Here is a 19642-nt window from a genome sequence, read left to right as displayed (position 1 = left end):
CTTTCAAGAGGCGGCGAATTGAGCTTTTGAGAGCCCGAAAAATCACGTGAATGCCGTGAGAGACAGAGGAATATCCGAATGAGTGCTGAAGAAAACAAGCCCGAAGTGCCGCACACCGAGCCCGTCTACACCCCCGAAGTCCAGGTCGTGCCGCCGGAGGACATCCCCGCGGACACCAGCTACGGTGAAGGCTCCATCACGATCCTCGAAGGGCTCGAGGCCGTGCGCAAGCGCCCCGGCATGTACATCGGCGATACCTCCGACGGCACCGGCCTGCACCACCTGGTGTTCGAAGTGGTGGACAACTCCATCGACGAGGCGCTGGCCGGCCACTGCGACGACATCGTCGTGACCATCCACACCGACAACTCGATCAGCGTCACCGACAACGGCCGCGGCATTCCCACCGGCGTGAAGATGGACGACAAGCACGAGCCCAAGCGCTCGGCCGCCGAGATCGCGCTGACCGAACTGCACGCCGGCGGCAAGTTCAACCAGAACAGCTACAAGGTGTCGGGCGGCCTGCACGGCGTGGGCGTGAGCTGCGTGAACGCGCTGAGCGTGATGCTGCGCCTGGTGGTGCGCCGCGAAGGCAAGATCCATGAGCTCGAGTTCAGCCGCGGCTTCGTGCAGAACCGCCTGCTCGAGACGGTGAACGGCGTCGAAGTCTCGCCCATGAAGATCATCGGCGACACCGACAAGCGCGGCACCGAGGTGCACTTCCTGCCCGACACCGAGATCTTCAAGGAGAACTCGGACTTCCACTACGAGATCCTCAGCAAGCGCCTGCGCGAACTGAGCTTCCTGAACAACGGCGTGCGCATCCGCCTGAAGGACGAGCGCACCGGCAAGGAGGACGACTTCTCCGGCGCCGGCGGCGTGCGCGGCTTCGTCGAGTTCATCAACAAGGGCAAGACCGTCCTGCACCCGAACTCGTTCTACGCCGAGGGCGAGCGCCCGGCCGACACCTACGGCGGCATCCCCGGCACGCACATCGGCGTCGAGGTGGCGATGCAGTGGAACAGCGGCTACAACGAGCAGGTTCTCTGCTTCACCAACAACATCCCGCAGCGTGACGGCGGCACCCACCTGACCGGCCTGCGCGCCGCGATGACCCGCGTCATCAACAAGTACATCGAAGAGAACGAGTTCGCGAAGAAGGCGAAGGTCGAAGTCACCGGCGACGACATGCGCGAAGGCCTGTGCTGCGTGCTGAGCGTGAAGGTGCCCGAGCCCAAGTTCTCGAGCCAGACCAAGGACAAGCTGGTGTCCAGCGAAGTGCGCGCGCCGGTGGAAGACATCGTCGGCAAGCTGCTGACCGACTACCTGCAGGAACGCCCGAACGACGCCAAGATCATCTGCGGCAAGATCGTCGAGGCCGCCCGTGCCCGCGAAGCCGCCCGCAAGGCCCGCGAAATGACGCGCCGCAAGGGCGTGCTCGACGGCATGGGCCTGCCCGGCAAGCTGGCCGACTGCCAGGAGAAAGATCCGGCGCTGTGCGAGGTCTACCTGGTGGAGGGCGACTCCGCCGGCGGCTCCGCCAAGCAGGGCCGCGACCGGAAGTTCCAGGCCATCCTGCCGCTGCGCGGCAAGATCCTGAACGTCGAGAAGGCCCGCTACGAGAAGCTGCTCACCAGCAACGAAATTCTCACCATGATCACCGCGCTGGGCACCGGCATCGGCCGTGCCGGCGCGACCACCGCGGGCGGCGGCGCGGACGACTTCAACGTCGCCAAGCTGCGCTACCACCGCATCATCATCATGACCGACGCCGACGTCGACGGCGCCCACATCCGTACGCTGCTGCTGACCTTCTTCTACCGGCAGATGCCGGAGCTGGTCGAGCGCGGCCACATCTACATCGCGCAGCCGCCGCTGTACAAGGTCAAGGTCGGCAAGGAAGAGCAGTACCTGAAGGACGGCCCCGCGCTCGACGCCTTCCTGCTCAAGGTGGCGCTGAAGGACGCGCGCATCGAGACCGGCGGCGCCAGCTCGACCACGCTCAGCGGCGACACCCTGGCCGAACTGGCGCGCAAGCACCAGGTGGCCGAAGCCGTCATCGCGCGCCTGCGCAACTTCATGGACGCCGAGGCACTGCGCGCCATCGCCGACGGCGTGGCGCTCGACCTCGACACCACGCCCGCCGCCGAGGCCTCGGCCGTGGCGCTGCAGGCCAAGCTGCGCGAGCTCAACACGACCGGCGTGCCGGCCGAGGTGAGCAGCGAGTTCGACGCCCGCACCGACAAGCCCCTGCTGCGCATCAGCCGCCGCCACCACGGCAACGTCAAGAGCAGCGTGCTCACGCAAGATTTCGTGCACGGCGCCGACTACGCCGCGCTCGCCGAAGCCGCCAACACCTTCCGCGGCCTGCTGAGCGCCGAAGGCGCGCTGGTGAAGCGCGGCGAGGGCGACCGCACCAAGGAAGAAAAGGTCGACGACTTCCGCCAGGCCATGAAGTGGCTCATCGGCGAAGCCGAACGCGCCACCTCGCGCCAGCGCTACAAGGGCCTGGGCGAGATGAACCCCGAGCAGCTGTGGGAAACCACCATGGACCCGAACGTGCGCCGCCTGCTGAAAGTGCAGATCGACGATGCGATCGAGGCCGACCGCGTGTTCACGATGCTGATGGGCGACGAGGTTGAGCCGCGCCGGGAGTTCATCGAGCAGAACGCGCTGCGGGCGGCGAATATCGACGTATAGCTGTCGTGTCGGGTGACACGGAAAGTGAAAACTGTGCCAGGTAAGTGAAAAACTACTGACACGGAAAGTGAAAAAAAGCGGCTCAATCAGCCGCTTTTTTTGGCAACCAGAGGCTCGACCCTCCGCCATCGCGTGTCCGAGAAGACGCGGTGCGTGCTTGCTGACTCCCACGAAATCAACGCTGCGTCTGATATATTTATATCAGTAAGTGGTTGATTTTATTGGATTTTTTGACTTCTTTGCAGAATGCATCTATTCTGATGTTCGTAAGAAGCAACCAGCTCGGTCACATGAGTCCTTTCGCCCACTTGCTACATGACCTGCGAATGCGACATGGCATCCGCCAGTCAGAGTTGGCCGAACTGATCGGGTACGAGCAAAGCTACATCTCGGCCTTGGAAGTCGGCCTCAAGGGACCTCCGACACCTGAGTTTGTGGAGCGATTGACATCCGTTCTGAGGCTGACCGACGCTGATCGGCAAGAGCTCAACCAAGCGGCTCAGGCATCACAGCGCAAGCTCGTGATCGACCACGACACGCCGCAAGAAGCTTATTGGCTGCTCAACGATCTGCGGCACCAGTTCAGCGAGCTGACCTCTACGCAGATACGCGTGATACGAGATGTGCTGCAACTTCGCCCTGGGGGTGATGTTGCGACCCGTGATCCGGTACGCCGTCTCAAGAGACGAACCAGACAGGAGGAGATTATGTTCAGCTCCTTCTTGAAATCGGTATTTCATCTGAATGAAATGCCAATTAGTTGCACCCATGGCAACGTATTTTTCCGATAAGGCGCACACTTGAGAGTGAGTTAAATGAAATTAACAATTAACAACAGATCCTGGCTGTTGAATTCCACAGATCCCTGACCCTAGGGAGCAAGTGCTCGTGTCGCCGGTCGCGCACGGCGAATCGCTCGTAAGAATGGGGATCGACCCCAAGCGCCCCCCAAAACGTGGGCAGCCTCTCCACCGGCCAGCGACACTTTCTGGAATTTCATCGCGAGAACGTGTTGCTGCGTTCGAAGTTTTTAGATCACTTGACCTAGGAAGACTCGGATCAGCAAAAGCATCGCCAAGTCTTTCTGGCCAGCGAATACGATCCGCGCTCGAGAACTGTAAGCACCAGAAGTCGGTGTACCAGCCCAAGCTGATCCATCATCCACTCGCGGTATGTGCACAGCGCCTAGGGTTTCTTTAGGGAGCTGATAGCAGTGAGGGTGGTCGTCGACAATGTCTCAAGGAGCATGAAACCTATGATCCACGCACAGATGAACTGCATCGTCGAACAGCTGGACGACGACCTCGCCATTCGCCTGACCGCACCGTTTGCTGAGACGGTCGGCCTCGCTGCTGGTATGCGTATCACCGTTGAAGCGGTCCGTGGAGGTGTGATGGTTCGGCGAGTCGATCGTTCGAAGGACTCCCTAGCAGAACTCCTGGCGCGCTTCGATCCCACCTTGCATGGCGGAGAGGCCATGGCGTTCGCTCCTTACGGACGTGAGATATTTTGATGAGCGCACCTATGGCTCCGGGTCCGCTATCTCGGCAGCTTGCGATTGAACAAGCGTTGGCGAACACGCGGATCTCGGGTCATGCGCCAACACCCGAGTTCATAGCGGATTGCGACGCGGTCGTCGAAGGACGAATGACTTACGAGCAAGCCATTGCCGCCAGCCTTGAGCGAGCCACGCGCGGAATCGCCCCTGACGATCACTCGTGAGCTGCACGAATTTTTCACTTTTCGTGGCGAGACTGCGGGATTTTTTCAATAATGGTGGCGCGTTCCGAGAACGTTGCGACACGGAAACTGAAAAACGCGTTTGAAATCAACGCTGCGTTTTTCACTTTTCGTGTCTTCCGACAGATTCTTCCGGGCCCTGGGGCCGCGCTCCGCTGGAGTGTCTGCCTCAGTGCTGCAGGATCTTCGAAAGAAACTGCCGCGCGCGGTCCGAGCGGCCCGCGGGGTTGCCGAAGAACTCCTCCTTCGCGCAGTCTTCGACGATGTTGCCGCGGTCCATGAAGATCACGCGATTCGCCACCTTGCGCGCGAAGCCCATCTCGTGGGTGACGCACATCATCGTCATGCCTTCGCGCGCAAGCTCGACCATCACGTCGAGCACCTCGTTGACCATCTCGGGGTCGAGCGCGGAGGTGGGCTCGTCGAACAGCATGGCGACGGGGTTCATCGCCAGCGCGCGGGCGATGGCCACGCGCTGCTGCTGGCCGCCGGAGAGCTGACTGGGAAACTTGTGCGCATGGGCGCGCATGCCCACGCGCTGCAGCAGCGCCATCGACGCGGTGCGGGCTTCGGAGACGGAGCGCTTGAGCACCTTGAGCTGCGCGATCGACAGGTTGTCCTCGATCGAGAGGTGCGGAAACAGCTCGAAGTGCTGGAACACCATGCCCACGCGGGCGCGCAGCTTGTTGAGATCGGTCTTCGGGTCGCCCACCGACACGCCGTCGACGCTGATGCTGCCGCGCTGGAAGGGCTCCAGCGCGTTGACGCACTTGATGAGGGTGGACTTGCCCGAGCCCGAAGGCCCGCAGACCACCACGACCTCGCCCTTGCGGACCTGGGTGGTGCAGTCGGTCAGCACCTGGAAGGCGCCATAACTCTTGTCGACGTGGCTGATTTCGATCATGTTGCGTCTTCCTCTTTTCTTCTCCGGTGCAGTCCGGTTCAGCGCGTCAGCAGCCGGTGCAGGGTATTGGCGACCACGCGCGTGGCCTTGCGCAGTTCGTCCAGCGGAACGCGCTCGTCGGCGCGGTGCCCGTTGGCTTCGAGCAGCGATTCGGGGCCGGCACCGTACATCACGGTGGGAATGCCGGCCTCGCTGTAGAGACGCGCATCGGTGTACAGCGGCACGCCGATCGGCGTGACCGGCTTGCCCATGACTTCGCTGGCCTCGCGGCACACCAGCGCGGCGAACTCGTCGGCGCCGGGCGCTGGCGCGAAAGGGCGGGCCAGCAGGATCTGGCGGATTTCCACCGAGATGCCGGGCAGCGGGCGGCAGGCCGACTCGATCACCTCGCGCAGTTCGGCCTCGACGGCTTCGGGCGATTCCTCGGGCACGATGCGCCGGTCGATGCGCAGGGTCAGCACGTCGGACACCACGTTGGTGTTGATGCCGCCGTCGATCAGGCCCACCACCATCGTGGGATGGGTGATGCCCGGCGTGAGCGAGGGGCGGCCGGCGAGGCTGTCGCGGTAGCGGTAGAGCGCGGGCAGCAGGGTGGCCGCGGCTTCGATCGCGTCGTGGCCGGTGTCGGGCCGCGCGGCATGCGCCGAGGTGCCGCGCACGACGACTTCGAGGTGCAGGCAGCCGTTGTGCGCCACGACGACATGGTGCGAGAAGGCGGCGGAGAGCACGAAGTCGGGCCGGCTCAGGCCCTTGGAGAGTATCCATTCGGGCCCCGTCATGCCGCCGGTTTCCTCGTCGTAGGTCAGGTGCAGCTCGACGCTGCCGGCCAGCGGCGTGCCCGAGGCCGCGAGCTGCTTGAGCGCGCGCATCGCGAAGGCGTAGGTGGTGAAGTCCGACTTCGACACGGCGGCGCCGCGCCCATAGAGCCAGCCGTCGCGCACCTCGCCGCCGTAGGGGTCGACGCTCCAGCCCGCGCCGGGCGGGACCACGTCGCCGTGCGCGTTCAGCGCCACCACCGGGCCGTCGCCGAAGCGTTCGCGCACGATCAGGTTGGTCACGCTGCGCATGCCGTGCGCGGCCGCGAATTCGGCGGGTACTTCGTGGCGCTCCACCGTGAAGCCCATCGCCTCGAGCAGGCGGGCGGTGAGCTCGGCGTGCGGGGCGCAATCGCCGGGCGGGTTGTCGGAAGGGCATCGCACCAGCTCGGCGAGGGTGCGGACCTGTTCGTCGAAGTGCGCGTCGATGAAGTCGCGCAGCGTGTCGCGCGGGGAGGTGGTATCGGTCATGGCGGTCAGAGAAAGCGGTCGATGAGGAAGGGGCTGATGTCGATGTCGGTGCGGCCGCGCACGATGAGGTCGGTGACCAGCCGCGCGGTGATGGGAGCGAGCGTGTAGCCGTTGGAGGTCACGGCGTTGTAGAAGCCGGGGCGGCCCGGCACTTCGCCGAGGATGGGCGCGCCGTCGATGTTCACGTTCATGCCGGCCCAGCAGCGCACCATGTGCAGCCCGCGCACGGCCGGCAGCACATGGCCGGCCACCCAGAGATTGCCTTCGATGCTCTCGCGCTCGGCGCGGTTCAGGCGCATGTCCTCGTTGAATGCGGCCGTCCAGCCGCCGCCGACGATGAGGCCGCCGCTGGCGGCCTGCTTCAGGCTCAGGTGCCTGTCGGCATGCGCGACGAGGTGGTTGACCAGCGGCGGCGCAGGCTCCGTCACGATCATCTGCAGCGGCGCGCCCTTGACGGGGATGTTCACGCCCAGCATGCGGCCGACGGCGCTCGACCATGCACCGCTCGCGTTCACGACGCGCCCTGCGTGGATGCTGCCGCGCGATGTGCGCACGACGAAGCCGCCGCCTTCGCCCGGCAGCGCTTCGATGGACTGCACGTCGCAGCCGCGCAGCATGCGTGCACCCTGCTGCTGGGCACGCCGGGCGACGGCGTAGGTGGCGCGCAGCGGATTGATCTTGCCTTCCATGGGGCAGAGCTCGGCGCCCAGCAGCTGCTCGGACAGCGCGGGCGAAAGGCGCCGCAGCTCGGCGCCGTCGATCACCTGCGCGTCGATGCCGTGGCTGCGCTCCAGCGCGGCCTTGGCTCGGAGAAAACGCATACCGGCCTCGCTGTCGGCCACCATGAGGCCGCCGGTGATCTTGATCTCGAGGTCTTCGCCGCAGTCGGCCTCGATCTCCTGCCACAGGCGCACCGACATCGGCCCGAGCGGCAGCGTGGCCGCGGCCGGACCGCCGCCTTCCTGCGCCTTGGCGCCGAAGTCGAATGAGAGAAGCTGCACGTGCAGGCTGCCGGCGTTGGCGCCCGAGGCCTGCAGGTTGATGTCGTCGCGGTCGGCCACCGTCACGTCCTGGCCGGCCTTCGACAGGTAGTAGCCGAGGCAGGAGCCGAGCACGCCTGCGCCGATCACCAGCACGTCGGTGCGCAGCGTGGTCTCGAACGGCGCCTGTTCCACCGGCCGCGCGAGATTGGGCGTGATGGCGGGCTTGTGGCCGCCCCACTCGGGTTTCTCGAAGCCGAGCGCGCCGGCCGGCACCGGCTTGGCGGGCGGGCGCGGGGCGAAGTACTGCTCGACCTGCGGTGGCCGGCCGGTCATTTCGGTCAGCAGCCGGCCGGCGGTGACGCCGCAGTAACGCGCCTGGCAGCGGCCCATGCCGAGGCGGGTGTTGCGCTTGAGCGCGGCCAGCGTGTCGCTGCCGGCGCGGATCTGCTCACGCACCGAGCCGAAGGTGATTTCCTCGCAGCGGCACAGCAGGGTTTCGTCGGGCACCGCCGAGAGGTTGACGGGCGGCGGTGCGTAGATCGACCACAGCGCCTGCTGGAAGCATTCGGCACGGTGCAGTTTTTCCGTCGCCTCGCCGGGCTCGGGAGCCTGCAGGCCGAGGTTGCGCGCGACGGCGGTGCCGGCCAGCGTGCCGCGCGCGAGCGCGACGCGGGAGCCGCCGAGGTCGGCACCATCGCCCACCACGTACACGCCGGGCAGGCTGGTGGCGCCGTCTTCCTGCGTGACGGTTGCGAGGTAGCCCAGATGGCGGGGCGCGAGGCGGTGCTCGCAGCCCAGCATGCGCGCGAGTTCGGTGGAGGGGATGAAGCCGTAGCCGAGGCAGAGCGTGTCGGCTTCGAGGCGGCGTGCCGTCGTGGGCATGGCCTGGCCCTGGGCGTCGACCTGCGCTACTTGCACCGCGTGCAATCCGGTGGAGCCTTCGGCGGAAACGACGGCGTGTTCCCACAGCACGAGCACCTTGTGGGCGCGCAGTTTTCGCAGGTAGCGCCAGCCGTCGAGCAGCAGGTCGGGGGCCGTGCGCGCCGCGGCCAGCAGATGGCGCCATTGCTTCGGCGAGGGGCGCGGGGCCGATTCCAATACCGCGACGACTTCGGCGCCGCCGGCGAGGAGCTCGGCGGCGAGCTGCAGGTTGAGCGGTCCGTTTCCGGCGATCACCACGCGGCGGCCGGGCGCCACGCGGTATGCGCGTGCGAGCGTCTGGCCGGCGCCGGTGGTCATCACGCCGGGGAGGGTCCAGCCGGGGAAGGGCACGGGGCGCTCGTAGGCGCCAGGGGCGATGACGAGTTGCCGGCAGTTGATGACACAAGCTCGTCCGTCGATGAGCGCGGCGACTTCGCGTGGAGAGAAGGCCGCCCAGACCTGTGCGCCTTGGGCGATGGCGACACCGGCGGCGCGGACATCGTGCTCGAGCGCGAGGCCTTGCGCGAACTGGCGGTCGGCCGGGGAGGGCGCCGAGTGCGAAGGCGCGAGCGGCTTGTAGAACTGGCCGCCGGACTGCGGGCGCTCGTCGAGCACCAGCACGTCCGCGCCGGCGCGGCGTGCGGCGAGCGCGGCCGAAAGGCCGGCCGGGCCCGCGCCGACGACGAGCACGTCGACCTGCCGGCGCTCGGGTTCGGCGCCGGCCTGGGGGGTGAGCGTCTGTAGCGGGTCGTCGGGCGTGCCGGCGGGTTGTGCCGAACGCACCTGCTGGCCATCGGCCACCTTCGTGAGGCAGGCACGCTGGCTGGATTGCCCGTCGACGGTGACGAGGCAGTCGAAGCACGCGCCCATGCCGCAATAAAGACCACGGCGCTCGCCGCCGCGGGTGTGGCGCATCGCCTTGATGCCGCCGGCCGCCAGCGCCGCCGCGATGGTTTCGCCCTCCAGGCCCTCGACGGGCTGCCCGTCGTACCAGAAGCGCACGGGGCGCCCGGCCGGGGTGATGGAAGGGTGGGTCAGTCTGGCGCTCATGGTCAGTGCGAAGGAAGAACGTCAACTTACGGTTGACGTGCCAAATTGTATACGTATACTCAACGTATACATATACCGAATCGCCCGAATTTTTCCCAAGGACTGCCCATGACAGCGTTCCGCGGCACCTATACGGTGCTCATCACCCCCATGACTGCCGACGGCAAGCACGTGGACGTGCCTGCGCTCAAGAAGCTGGTCAATTGGCAAATCGAGGAAGGAATCCACGGGCTGATCCCCCTGGGGAGCACCGGTGAGTTCCTCTCGCTGACGCCCGATGAGCGCCAGCTGGTGATCGAAACCTGCGTGAGCACCGCTGCAAAACGCGTGCCGGTCTTGATCGGCACCGGCGCGGAGTGGACCGACGAGTGCGTGCGGCTGAGCCGCGAGGCCGAGAACATGGGCGCCGACGGCGTCATGATCATTCCGCCCTTCTACAGCACGCCCACCGACGACGAGCTGTTCGAGCACTACCGCAAGGTGGGCGAGGCGATCGGCATTCCGATCATGGTCTACAACAACCCGGCCACCGCCAACGTCGACCTCAAGCCCGAACTGGTGGCGCGCCTCTCGCGCATCGACAACTGCAAGTACATCAAGGAGTCGACGCTCGAGGTCACCCGCGTGCGCGACATCATCGAGCTGTGCGGCGACCGCATGACCGTGTTCGCCGGCATCCTGGGCTACGAGTCGTTCTGGCTCGGCGCGCAAGGCTGGGTGGCCGTGTGCTCCAACCTCATTCCGAAGATGTCGGCGCGCCTGTTCGAGCTGGTGGCCGACGAGCGCGACATGCCCGCCGCGCTCGCGCTCTACAGGAAGATGCTGCCGATCGTGCGCTGGGTCGGCGGCCACCGCTATGTCGCCGCCTCCAAGGACGGCCTGTCGATGATGGGCCTGCCCGTCGGCAAGCCCCGCGCCCCGCGCCTGCCGCTGCCCGATGCCGACGCCGCCGACCTGCGCCGCGAGCTCGCGCGCCTCGAACTGCTGGACTCGATCCGCGCCTGAAGCGGCCACCGGCACCTCGTTCTCCTTTTCCCCACCTCGTCGCCTCGATCTCTTCCTCTAGGACCACACCATGAAACTGCTCCCCGCTCTCGCGTCGGCAACGGCACTCTTCATCTCCTGCGCTGGCGCCGCGAACGCGCAGCAGGCCTGCAAGTCGCCCGTGCCCGACTCGGCCCTCGTCAAGAAGGGCACGCTGACCATGTCGGTGAACCCGACGCTGCCGCCGATGCAGTTCGTCGACCAGTCCGGCGCGCTCAAGGGCATGCGCGTGGAGCTGGGCGAGCAGATCGCCAAGCGCCTGTGCCTCACGCCCGAGTACGTGCGCATCGAGTTCTCGGCCATGATCCCCGGCCTGCAGGCCGGCCGCTGGGACGTGATCAACACCGGCATCTTCTTCACCGACGAGCGCGCCAAGCTCATGCAGATGCTGGTCTACGAAGACCAGGCCATCAGCATCAGCGCCGCCAAGGGCAACCCGCTGAAGATCGCCAAGCCCGAAGACCTCTCGGGCAAGAGCATCGGCGTGGAGCTCGGCGGCTTCGAGGAGCGCAAGGCGCGCGAGCTCGACAAGCAGCTCACCGACAAGGGCATGAAGGGCATGACCATCCGCACCTTCGAGAACTTCGCGATGGCCTTCCAGGCGCTGCGCGCCGGGCAGGTCGAGGTGGCCCTGTCCATCGACTCGACCGGCGCCGAATACCAGAAGCGCGGCGACTTCGAGCGCGTGCTGCACGGCCTGTTCCCCACGCCGGTCGCACTGGCCGCGCGCAACAAGGACCTGGCCGCCGCGATGGCCAAGGTCATGAACGACATGAAGGCCGACGGCAGCTTCCAGAAGCTGTTCGACCAGTACGGCGTGAAGGCCGCCGACGGCGCCGTGACGGTCAAGGGCCCGGCGAGCTGACGGCGCGCCGCCTCCGCATCGCCATAGAGCAAGCAAGCGAAGGAAACTTCCATGGGACAAGGCTGGAGCTGGTCGGGCTTCTTCGACTACCTGTTCAATCCGTACATCCTCAGCGGCGCGGTGACCACGCTGTGGCTCACGCTCGCGGCGATCGCGGGCGGGCTGGTGGTGGGCTGCGCGCTGGCCCTGGCCCGCCTGTCCAGCCACCGCTGGCTGTCGGCGCCGGCGCACTTCTACATCTGGGTGTTCCGCGGCACGCCGCTGCTGGTGCAGCTCATCATCATCTTCACGGGGCTGCCGCAGCTGGGGCTGAAGCTCTCGGTGATCGAGTCGGCGCTGCTGGGCCTGATCCTCAACGAGGCGGCCTACCTCGCCGAGATCGTGCGCGGCGGCATCCAGTCGATTCCCGCCGGGCAGACCAACGCCGCGCGCGCCGTGGGCTTCAGCAGCGCGCAGACCATGCGCTACATCGTGCTGCCGCAGGCCATGCGCCTGATCGTGCCCACGCTGGGCAACAGCATCAACGGCCTGCTCAAGACCACATCGATCACCTCGGTGATCTCGATGGAGGAGCTGCTGCGCCGCACCCAGGTGCTGATCCAGGAGAAGTTCATGGTGCTCGAGCTCTTCATCGTTGCCGCCATCTACTACCTGCTCATGACCACCGCCTGGGACTTCATCCAGCGCCGCATCGAGCGCCACTACGGCCGCGCCTACGGCAATGCTGCCGCGGCGCCGGTGGTGCCTGCGGAGCCTGCGCTCGAGCAGCGCTAGAGAGGACGAAAGCCCAATGAGCACCTACGACCTGATCCTGCGCAACGCAGACATCGCCACCGCCGGCGACCGCTACAGCGCCGACATCGGCGTGCGCGACGGGCGCATCTGCGCCATCGCGCAGAGGCTCGACGCCAGCGCCGCGCGCGAGATCGACGCGCGCGGCCGGCTGGTCACGCCCGGCGGCGTCGACGGCCACTGCCACTTCGACCAGCCCACCAGCGACGGCTCGCGCTTCGCCGACGACTTCCTCTCCGGCACCCGCTCGGCGGCCTGCGGCGGCACCACCACGGTTCTGCCCTTCGCCGCGCAGCAGAAGGGCCGCAGCGTGCAGGAGGCCGTCGACGACTACCACCGCCGCGCCGAGGGCAAGGCGGTGATCGACTACGCCTTCCACCTCATCGTGGCCGACGCCACGCGCGACGTGACGCAGCGCGAGCTGCCCGCCTTGATCGAGAAGGGCTACACCTCCTTCAAGATCTACATGACCTACGACGACCTGAAGCTGGACGACCGCCAGATCATCGAGGTGCTCGCCACCGCGCGCCGCCACGGCGCGATGACGATGATCCACGCCGAGAACAGCGACTGCATCGCGTGGCTCACCGAGCAGCTGCTCGACGCGGGCCTCACCGCGCCGCGCTACCACTCCAGCTCGCGGCCGATGGCGGTGGAGCGCGAGGCCACGCACCGCGCCATCGCGCTGGCCGAACTGGTCGACACGCCCATCCTGATCGTCCACGTCTCGGGCCGCGAGGCCGTCGAACAGATCCACTGGGCGCGCGGACGCGGGCTGCCCATCCACGCCGAGACCTGCCCGCAGTACCTGTTCCTGAGCGCCGAGGACCTGGGCATCGACCCCGACGACCCGATGCACGGCGCGCGCTGCATCTGCAGCCCTCCGCCGCGCGACAAGGCGAACCAGCAGTTCATCTGGAACGGGCTGTCGAGCGGGCTCTTCACCATCGTCTCTTCCGACCATGCGCCCTTCAACATGAACGGCAGCGACGGCAAGCGCGTGGCCGGCGACGACGCCTCCTTCGACCGCATCCCCAACGGCATTCCCGGCGTGGAAACGCGCCTGCCGCTGCTCATGAGCGAAGGCGTGCTCAAGGGGCGCATCGACATCCACCGCTTCGTGGAGCTCACCGCCACGAACCCGGCGCGCCTGTACGGCCTGTACCCGCGCAAGGGCACCATCGCCGTGGGCAGCGACGCCGACTTCGTGGTGTGGGACATGTTCCCCGAGGGCCAGGAGAAGCTGCTGTCCAACGACATGCTCCACCACGACGCCGACTACACCCCCTACGAGGGCATGCGCCTGCGCGCCTGGCCCGGCCTGACCGTCTCGCGCGGGCGCGTCGTGTGGCAGGACGGCGTGTTCCAGGCCGAACCTGGCTCCGGCCAGTTCCTTCCGTGCCTGCGGCCGCGCGCGCCCAACGACGGCAATCCGCTGGACAAATGGCTCTGAAAGAATGGCCCTGAGCGCGCCTGGCCGGCCCTGCTAAGCTCACCCGCCCTCGTGGCTTTCGCCCATCCTCGCATGCCCAGCCTTCCCAGCCCCACGCAGCCCGCCACCATCACGATCGCCCCCCTAGAGGTGCGCTCCGCCAGCCTGGCCGAACAGGCCTACGACCGGCTGCGCACCCTCATCCTCGATCGCCAGATCTCGGCCGGCAGCCCGCTGCAGGAGGCACGGCTGGCGGAAGACCTGCGCATCTCGCGCACGCCCATGCGCGAAGCGCTGGTACGGCTGGCGGGCGAGGGGCTGCTGGTGCGGCGCGATGCGCGCTCCTACGCCGTGCGCGCGCTGGGCACCAAGGAATACTTCGACTGCATGCGCGCGCGCGAGGTCATCGAGTGCGAGGCCATCGCACTGGCGGTGGGCAAGATCACCGACGCGGAGATCGACGCGCTGGAGGCCGACATCGCGACGCTGGGCGGCGGCGAGCACAGCGAGACCGAGCACTGGCACTTCGACGACCGCTTTCACCTGCTGATCGCCAGGGCCAGCGGCAACGTCGTCTTCCCCCGGCTGGTGGAGGAGCTTCGCGTCAATGCACGGCTCTTCCGCCTGCACAGCCCGCTGCACAGGCATTCGGAGAACCACGACGAGCACGGCGAGATCATCCGCGCGCTGCGCGCGCGCGACGCCGAACGCGCACGCACGGCCATGCGCGATCACCTGCGCAGCCTGCAGGAAGACGTGAAGCGCGCGCTGATCGAGTAGCAGACGGCGGCGAGCCGACGGACGACAACGCTCAGCCTGCGCGCGGCGGCCAGCACCGTGCGCCTGGAGAAAACCAACGGATGCGCCATGCTCATGTCTTTCAAGGCTGCTGTCCTCCGATCGGACGCGGCGCCACCTGGAAGTTGTTGCGACCTGCTCCCTTGGCCTGGTAGAGCATCTCGTCGGCCTGCCTGACGAGCGCGGCAGCGGTTGCATCGCCGCCCTGGTAGAAGGCCACGCCGATGCTCGTCCTGACGAGGATCGTGCGCTCCTCCAGAGCGAACGGCACCTGCATGGCCTCGATCAGCTCGGAGGCCACCGAAATCGCGGCATCCGTACCGGGCAGGCCTTCCATGATCACCGTGAACTCGTCGCCGCCCAGGCGCGCGCGGATATCGCCGGAGCGCAACGCCTGCGACAGCCTGCCCGCGAAGCCGCGCAGCAGTTCGTCGCCCACCTGATGCCCGAACTGGTCGTTGATCTTCTTGAATCCGTCGATGTCCAGGTACATCAGCGCCATCAGCGCGCCGGCACCACGGGCGCGCTCCATCGCTTCGGCCAGGCGCGCCTCGAAGCCCGCGCGATTGGCGAGACCGGTCAGGGGATCGACCTGCGCAAGATTCACGAGGCGCTTTTCTTCCAGCTTCTGCCGCGTGATGTCGGTGATCACGGCATGGAAGCCGACGATGGTCTCGTCGTTCACCGCGGGCTGGGGGATGTACTGGGCCTCGTAGCAGTAGTAGCTGTCGCTCCTGGCGACTTCGCTCTGGAAGGTGACGGTCTCGCCGGCCAGTGCCGCGCGGATGTGCGGCCGCAGGGCCTGGTAGTCGGGCTCTCCCAGGAGCTCCTGCACGGTGTGCCCCTGGATCTGCTCGCGAGAGAGCCCGAAGCCGCGCTCGTAGGCCAGGTTGTTGAAGCGGTAGCGCTCGTCCGCATCGATGTAGGCCACGCGCATCGGCAGCGCATCGGCCACCGTGCGCAGGCGCGCCTCGCTCTCCTGGAGGGCTTCTTCCGCCTCGTGGTGCGCGGTGATGTCGCTGTCCAGCGTGTAGAGGCCGATCACCTCGCCGTGCTCGTCGCGCTCCGGCACCACCGTGGCCTGGACATCGCGGCGCCCGCCGGGCGTCTTCAACCGGCGCTCGTAGGTGACCTGGCGCCCGGCCAGCGCCGCGCGCAGGTGCGGCTCCATCTCGGCCCACGCTTCCTCGCCGTAGAACTTCCACAGGCCCATGCCCAGCAGCTGTTCGGTCGGGATGCCGAACCAGTCCTGGTGGGCCTTGTTGACGAACCGGAACCGCAGGTCGCGGTCCAGGTAGGAGATCAGCGCCGGCAGGTGGTCCGTCACCATGCGCAGGCGATGCTCGCTGTCGCGCAGCGCCCGCTCGGCGGCCTTGGCCGCCGAGATGTCGCGCATCAGGCCGGAGAAGTACTCCACCTTGCCGTGCTTGTCCCGATGCGCGATCACCATGTGGCTCGCCGGGAACGCCTGGCGCCTGGCGTCCCACACCATCGACTCGCCCACCCAGATGCCCGTGCGCACGGCGGTGGGCACGATCTCGGTGCCGAGCCTTTCCATGGTCTCCGGCGGATTGAAGTCGGCCACGCTGAACTGCTCGATCGGCGCGTCGAGCGCCAGGCCCGTGCGCAGGCGCGCGGCCGGGTTCATGTAGATGAGCCGCCCCTTCGCATCCAGCTGGACGATGTAGTCGGTCGTCATGTCGAAGATGGCGGTCAGCGTGCGAAGGGCCCGCTCGGCCCGGGTGCGCTCGGTGATGTCGGTCACCGTGCCCACATGGCCGAGCACGCGGCCGTCGGCGGCGAGCACGGGCCGGCTCTTCAGCGCCACCAGCACCCGGGTGCCGTCCTTGCGATGGAGCCGGCGCGTGGCCGCCAGCGGCGTGGTCGAGTTGACGAGGCGCACCCACTCCTCGCGAACCGTCTCGCGGATTTCCTCGCGCACCAGCGTGAGCCAGCCCGCCGGCGCGTCCTTGCGTGCGAGACCGTGGATCGCCAGGTACTCGTCGTTCACGTAGGTCATGCGACCGTCGCTGTCGCAGCGGAAGAGGCCCACCGGCGAGGCATCGGTGACCGCCGCGATCCCCAGGCGCTGCTCTCGCAGCTCGGCCATCAGCGCGTCGAACTCGCGCGCCAGGTCTCCTCGCTCGTCGTTGGCGACGACGTCGAGCTTCACCTGGCTGTCCGGCGAACCGCGCAGGGTGCGGATCGCGTTGCTCAGCGCCTCCAGGGGGCGCATCAGCCATGTGGTTCCCAGCCAGACCAGGAGCGCGCAGCCCAGACCCAGCCAGAGCAGCTGCAGCAGCAGGTTTCGCCGGGCCTGTTCCAGCGGCGCATAGGCGATGCCGGCCGGCACGATCAGGCGCAGCTCCCAGCCGGCACTGGGGATGGCGGCATGCGTGGCCATGTCGGTGCCGATGCCGTCGCCGGAGGCGAGGGCGCTCGCGGGCTCGAGCAGCAGGCGCGCATCGGGGTGCATGACGATCTGCGGGGACGGGCCGCGCGTGACGATCACGTAGTAGCCGCCCCGGCCGACGGTGGCATGGCTGAGATCGCCGAGCACGTTGGCGCGCTGCAGGTTCAGCGCCGCGCCCAGCACGCCGGCGAGGCGGCCGTCCGCTGCGTCGACGGGCACGGCCATGATGACCGCCGGCTGCCGCGCGCTCCTGGTGAGCAAGGGCGCCGAGATCGCGGGCTTGCCCGTGTCGCGCACGCGGCGGAAGTAGTCGCGGTCGGCAACGCTCGAAGGCCGGGCCGCGGGCGGATTGATCGCCACGATGGCGCCGTCCGGCGTGGCCAGCGCGGCGTTGTCGAACATCGTGCGCAGGTCCTGGTCCCTGAGAAAGCGCTGCTGCGCCGCAGGGTCCGAGAAGCCATGCACACCGAGTTCCCGGGCCGCGCGCGCCAGGGCCGCCAGATGGATGCCGAGCTTGTAGTCGAGATCGGCCGCGGCGCCGTCGGTCAGCGCCTGCTGCTGCTCGCGCATCAGATTGACGTACTCGCTGGACAGGCTGCGGTATTGCCACCCACCCGTCACGCCGACCAGCACGAGTACCAGTGACGTGATCAGCAGTGCTGTCTTCGTTCTCAGCTTGAGCCGCACTCGCTTTCCTCCGCCACCACGGGGTGGCCGTGACTGCATGATTCGATGATAGCAACGGGCCTTCTTTTCCATGGCTGCATGCCTGACGGCATCAGGGACGCGATGGCCCCATCGCAAGCAACGGACAATGAGTCAGGTCAGGCGCGAATGCCCGATGCGAAAGTCATCGTCATGCTGAAGGTGGCTGCCGCCGCGATCTCTCCTGCGAATGAAGACGAATGGATTCACGGATGACGGAACATGCGGTAGCGATTGTCGGAGCAGGTCCGACGGGCCTCGTCCTGGCGGGCGAGTTGGCGCTGGCAGGTGTCGATGTCGCCATCGTCGAGCGCCGACCGAACCAGGAGCTTGCCGGTTCGCGTGCCGGTGGCCTGAGTTCGCGCACGCTGGAGGTGCTCGATCAGCGCGGGATCGTGGACCGGTTCCTCTCGGAAGGGCAGGTGGCGCAGGTCACGGGGTTCGCGGTCACGCGCCTCGACATCAGCGACTTTCCGACCCGGCACAACTACGGGCTGGCGCTGAGGCAGAAGCACATCGAACGCATCCTCGCCGAGTGGATCGGCGAACTCGCGGTGCCGATCCATCGCGGCCGTGAGCTGAAAGGTTTCGTGCAGGACGACGCGGGCGTGACCATCGAGCTGTCCGATGGCGCGACCCTGCGCGCGAGCTATCTGGTCGGCTGCGATGGCGGCCGCAGCCTCGTCCGCAAGACTGCGGGCATCGAGTTCCCCGGATGGGACGCGACGACCAGCAGCATCCTCGCCGAAGTCGAGATGGCCGAGGAGCCGCCGCTGGGCATCCATCGCACCGCGCGCGGCGTGCATGCCTTCAGCAGGGAGCAGTACGAGATCCGCGACGGCAAGATCATCTTCGCCAAGGAAGGTCCGGTCGGCGTGATGGTGACCGAGAAGACCGCGGGCGCCGCGAGCGAACCCACGCTGGACGAGCTCAGGGAATTGCTCGTCGAGGCCTGCGGCACCGACTATGGAATCCGCCGCCTGAACTGGATCTCGCGGTTCACCGACATGTCGCGCCAGGCCGCGGCTTACCGCAGCGGCCGGGTATTCCTCGCCGGCGACGCCGCGCATGTGCATTCCCCGGTGGGCGGACAAGGCCTGAACACGGGCGTGCAGGACGCAGTGAATCTGGGCTGGAAGCTCGCGCAAGTGATCAAGGGCGTCTCGCCTGAAAGCTTGCTCGACACCTATCACGCCGAGCGGCACCCGGTGGCGGCTCGCGTGCTGCGCACGACCATGGCGCAGGTCGCGCTGCAGCGCACGGACGATCGCACCGAGGCCCTGCGCGAAATCGTCATGGAGCTCCTCGGCATGGAGGAGCCTCGCAAACGGATCGCGGCCGAGATGTCGGGGCTCGGCATCCGCTACGACCTGGGCGAGGGGCATCCATTGCTCGGTCGCCGCATGCCGGACCTCGACGTGGTCACCGCCGACGGCCCAGTGCGCGTGTTTGCGCTGCTGCGGGATGCGCGGCCGGTGCTGCTGGATCTCGGCGCGCCGGGCCGCTTCGACGTCTCGCCGTGGTCCGGCCGCGTCAAGCTGGTTCACGGCAGATGCGACGGTCCATGGGAGCTGCCCGCGCTGGGGTCGGTCACCGCGCCGACCGCGGTGCTGATCAGGCCCGATGGCTACGTGGCATGGGTGGGCGATGGCGCCTCGGATGGCCTCCATCAGGCAATGAACAGGTGGTTCGGCGCCTGAGAGAGGCTAGAGGCACCTTCACCAGGGCCTCCACCAGGGCCGCTTTCCCCGCCGATGCTCCAGCGACCGCAAATCCAGCGTGTCGTAGTCAGGGAGGTGGACGCCGGCGCGACGGCGCAACTCGGCCTCCAGCCGATGGGCGATGCCGCGGGCGTGCAGGTCGCCTTGCAGCGCGCGCCGGCGCCATTCCAGGGCCTGAGCGCCCAGCTCTTCGTCGGGCAGCATCTCTGTCTCGATCATGGTTCGGATGGTGATAAGGGTCTGAGGGCCACATCGAAAGCAACGTGCCCGTGCTGCCCTGAGCCTAAG

16 protein-coding genes are annotated in these 19642 nt (G+C 67.3%); 11 read left to right on the top strand and 5 right to left on the bottom strand.

Annotated elements, in window-relative coordinates; all coding sequences use genetic code 11:
• The first annotated feature begins 78 nt into the window (after positions 1-78).
• The 4 genes from gyrB (at position 79) to AC1VNX_RS01125 (ending at position 4422) form a co-directional block, all read left to right on the top strand.
• On the top strand, positions 79-2700 hold the full coding sequence (gyrB, locus tag AC1VNX_RS01140) for a DNA topoisomerase (ATP-hydrolyzing) subunit B (RefSeq protein ID WP_483155097.1): 2622 nt from the start codon (positions 79-81) through the stop codon (positions 2698-2700).
• Between the two features lie 260 nt (positions 2701-2960).
• Positions 2961-3491 carry a helix-turn-helix domain-containing protein gene (locus AC1VNX_RS01135; protein WP_483155096.1) on the top strand — a complete coding sequence of 177 codons (531 nt, stop codon included), beginning with the start codon at positions 2961-2963 and terminating at the stop codon, positions 3489-3491.
• Between the two features lie 464 nt (positions 3492-3955).
• The gene (locus AC1VNX_RS01130) at positions 3956-4213 is read left to right on the top strand and encodes an AbrB/MazE/SpoVT family DNA-binding domain-containing protein (protein WP_483155095.1); all 258 of its coding nucleotides are present in this window, start codon (positions 3956-3958) and stop codon (positions 4211-4213) included.
• Positions 4213-4422, top strand: coding sequence for an antitoxin VbhA family protein (locus AC1VNX_RS01125; protein WP_483155094.1), 210 nt, complete (start codon positions 4213-4215; stop codon positions 4420-4422). Before AC1VNX_RS01130 ends, AC1VNX_RS01125 begins: the two co-directional genes overlap by 1 nt.
• Before the next feature lie 187 nt (positions 4423-4609).
• Here AC1VNX_RS01125 and AC1VNX_RS01120 read toward each other — a convergent pair whose 3' ends face one another.
• The 3 genes from AC1VNX_RS01120 to AC1VNX_RS01110 are packed head-to-tail and all read right to left on the bottom strand — an operon-like array spanning position 4610 to position 9584.
• Positions 4610-5344, bottom strand: coding sequence for an amino acid ABC transporter ATP-binding protein (locus AC1VNX_RS01120; protein WP_483155093.1), 735 nt, complete (start codon positions 5342-5344; stop codon positions 4610-4612).
• 38 nt (positions 5345-5382) lie between these two features.
• Entirely contained in the window at positions 5383-6630 is a 1248-nt protein-coding gene (locus AC1VNX_RS01115) for a M20/M25/M40 family metallo-hydrolase (protein WP_483155092.1), read from the bottom strand.
• Positions 6631-6635: 5 nt separating this feature from the next.
• Positions 6636-9584, bottom strand: a complete 2949-nt coding sequence (locus AC1VNX_RS01110) for an FAD-dependent oxidoreductase (protein ID WP_483155091.1) — start codon at positions 9582-9584, stop codon at positions 6636-6638.
• A 108-nt stretch (positions 9585-9692) separates the two neighbouring features.
• On the opposite strand from AC1VNX_RS01110, the gene AC1VNX_RS01105 reads away from it, so the two are divergent.
• The 5 genes from AC1VNX_RS01105 (at position 9693) to AC1VNX_RS01085 (ending at position 14497) form a co-directional block, all read left to right on the top strand.
• Positions 9693-10589 (top strand): dihydrodipicolinate synthase family protein, encoded by an 897-nt coding sequence (locus AC1VNX_RS01105; protein ID WP_301504725.1) that lies wholly within the window; start codon positions 9693-9695, stop codon positions 10587-10589.
• 70 nt (positions 10590-10659) lie between these two features.
• Positions 10660-11493 (top strand): ABC transporter substrate-binding protein, encoded by an 834-nt coding sequence (locus AC1VNX_RS01100; RefSeq protein WP_483155090.1) that lies wholly within the window; start codon positions 10660-10662, stop codon positions 11491-11493.
• Positions 11494-11544: 51 nt separating this feature from the next.
• Positions 11545-12267, top strand: coding sequence for an amino acid ABC transporter permease (locus tag AC1VNX_RS01095; protein ID WP_483155089.1), 723 nt, complete (start codon positions 11545-11547; stop codon positions 12265-12267).
• 16 nt (positions 12268-12283) lie between these two features.
• Positions 12284-13738: a dihydropyrimidinase gene (hydA, locus tag AC1VNX_RS01090; RefSeq protein ID WP_483155088.1), complete on the top strand. Its 1455-nt coding sequence runs from the start codon at positions 12284-12286 to the stop codon at positions 13736-13738.
• A 72-nt stretch (positions 13739-13810) separates the two neighbouring features.
• On the top strand, positions 13811-14497 hold the full coding sequence (locus AC1VNX_RS01085; protein WP_483155087.1) for a GntR family transcriptional regulator: 687 nt from the start codon (positions 13811-13813) through the stop codon (positions 14495-14497).
• 100 nt (positions 14498-14597) lie between these two features.
• Here the strand turns inward: AC1VNX_RS01085 and AC1VNX_RS01080 are convergent, their stop codons facing one another.
• Positions 14598-17615, bottom strand: coding sequence for a PAS domain-containing protein (locus AC1VNX_RS01080; RefSeq protein WP_483155086.1), 3018 nt, complete (start codon positions 17613-17615; stop codon positions 14598-14600).
• A 78-nt stretch (positions 17616-17693) separates the two neighbouring features.
• On the opposite strand from AC1VNX_RS01080, the gene AC1VNX_RS01075 reads away from it, so the two are divergent.
• Entirely contained in the window at positions 17694-17849 is a 156-nt protein-coding gene (locus AC1VNX_RS01075; RefSeq protein ID WP_483155085.1) for a hypothetical protein, read from the top strand.
• Positions 17846-19333 carry an FAD-dependent monooxygenase gene (locus AC1VNX_RS01070; protein WP_483155084.1) on the top strand — a complete coding sequence of 496 codons (1488 nt, stop codon included), beginning with the start codon at positions 17846-17848 and terminating at the stop codon, positions 19331-19333. Before AC1VNX_RS01075 ends, AC1VNX_RS01070 begins: the two co-directional genes overlap by 4 nt.
• Before the next feature lie 18 nt (positions 19334-19351).
• Here the strand turns inward: AC1VNX_RS01070 and AC1VNX_RS01065 are convergent, their stop codons facing one another.
• Positions 19352-19573, bottom strand: coding sequence for a hypothetical protein (locus AC1VNX_RS01065; RefSeq protein WP_483155083.1), 222 nt, complete (start codon positions 19571-19573; stop codon positions 19352-19354).
• Positions 19574-19642 lie beyond the last annotated feature (69 nt).

This window comes from Variovorax sp. TLI9-5A (genome assembly GCF_056867935.1).
This window is presented reverse-complemented; position numbering and strand designations above follow the sequence as displayed.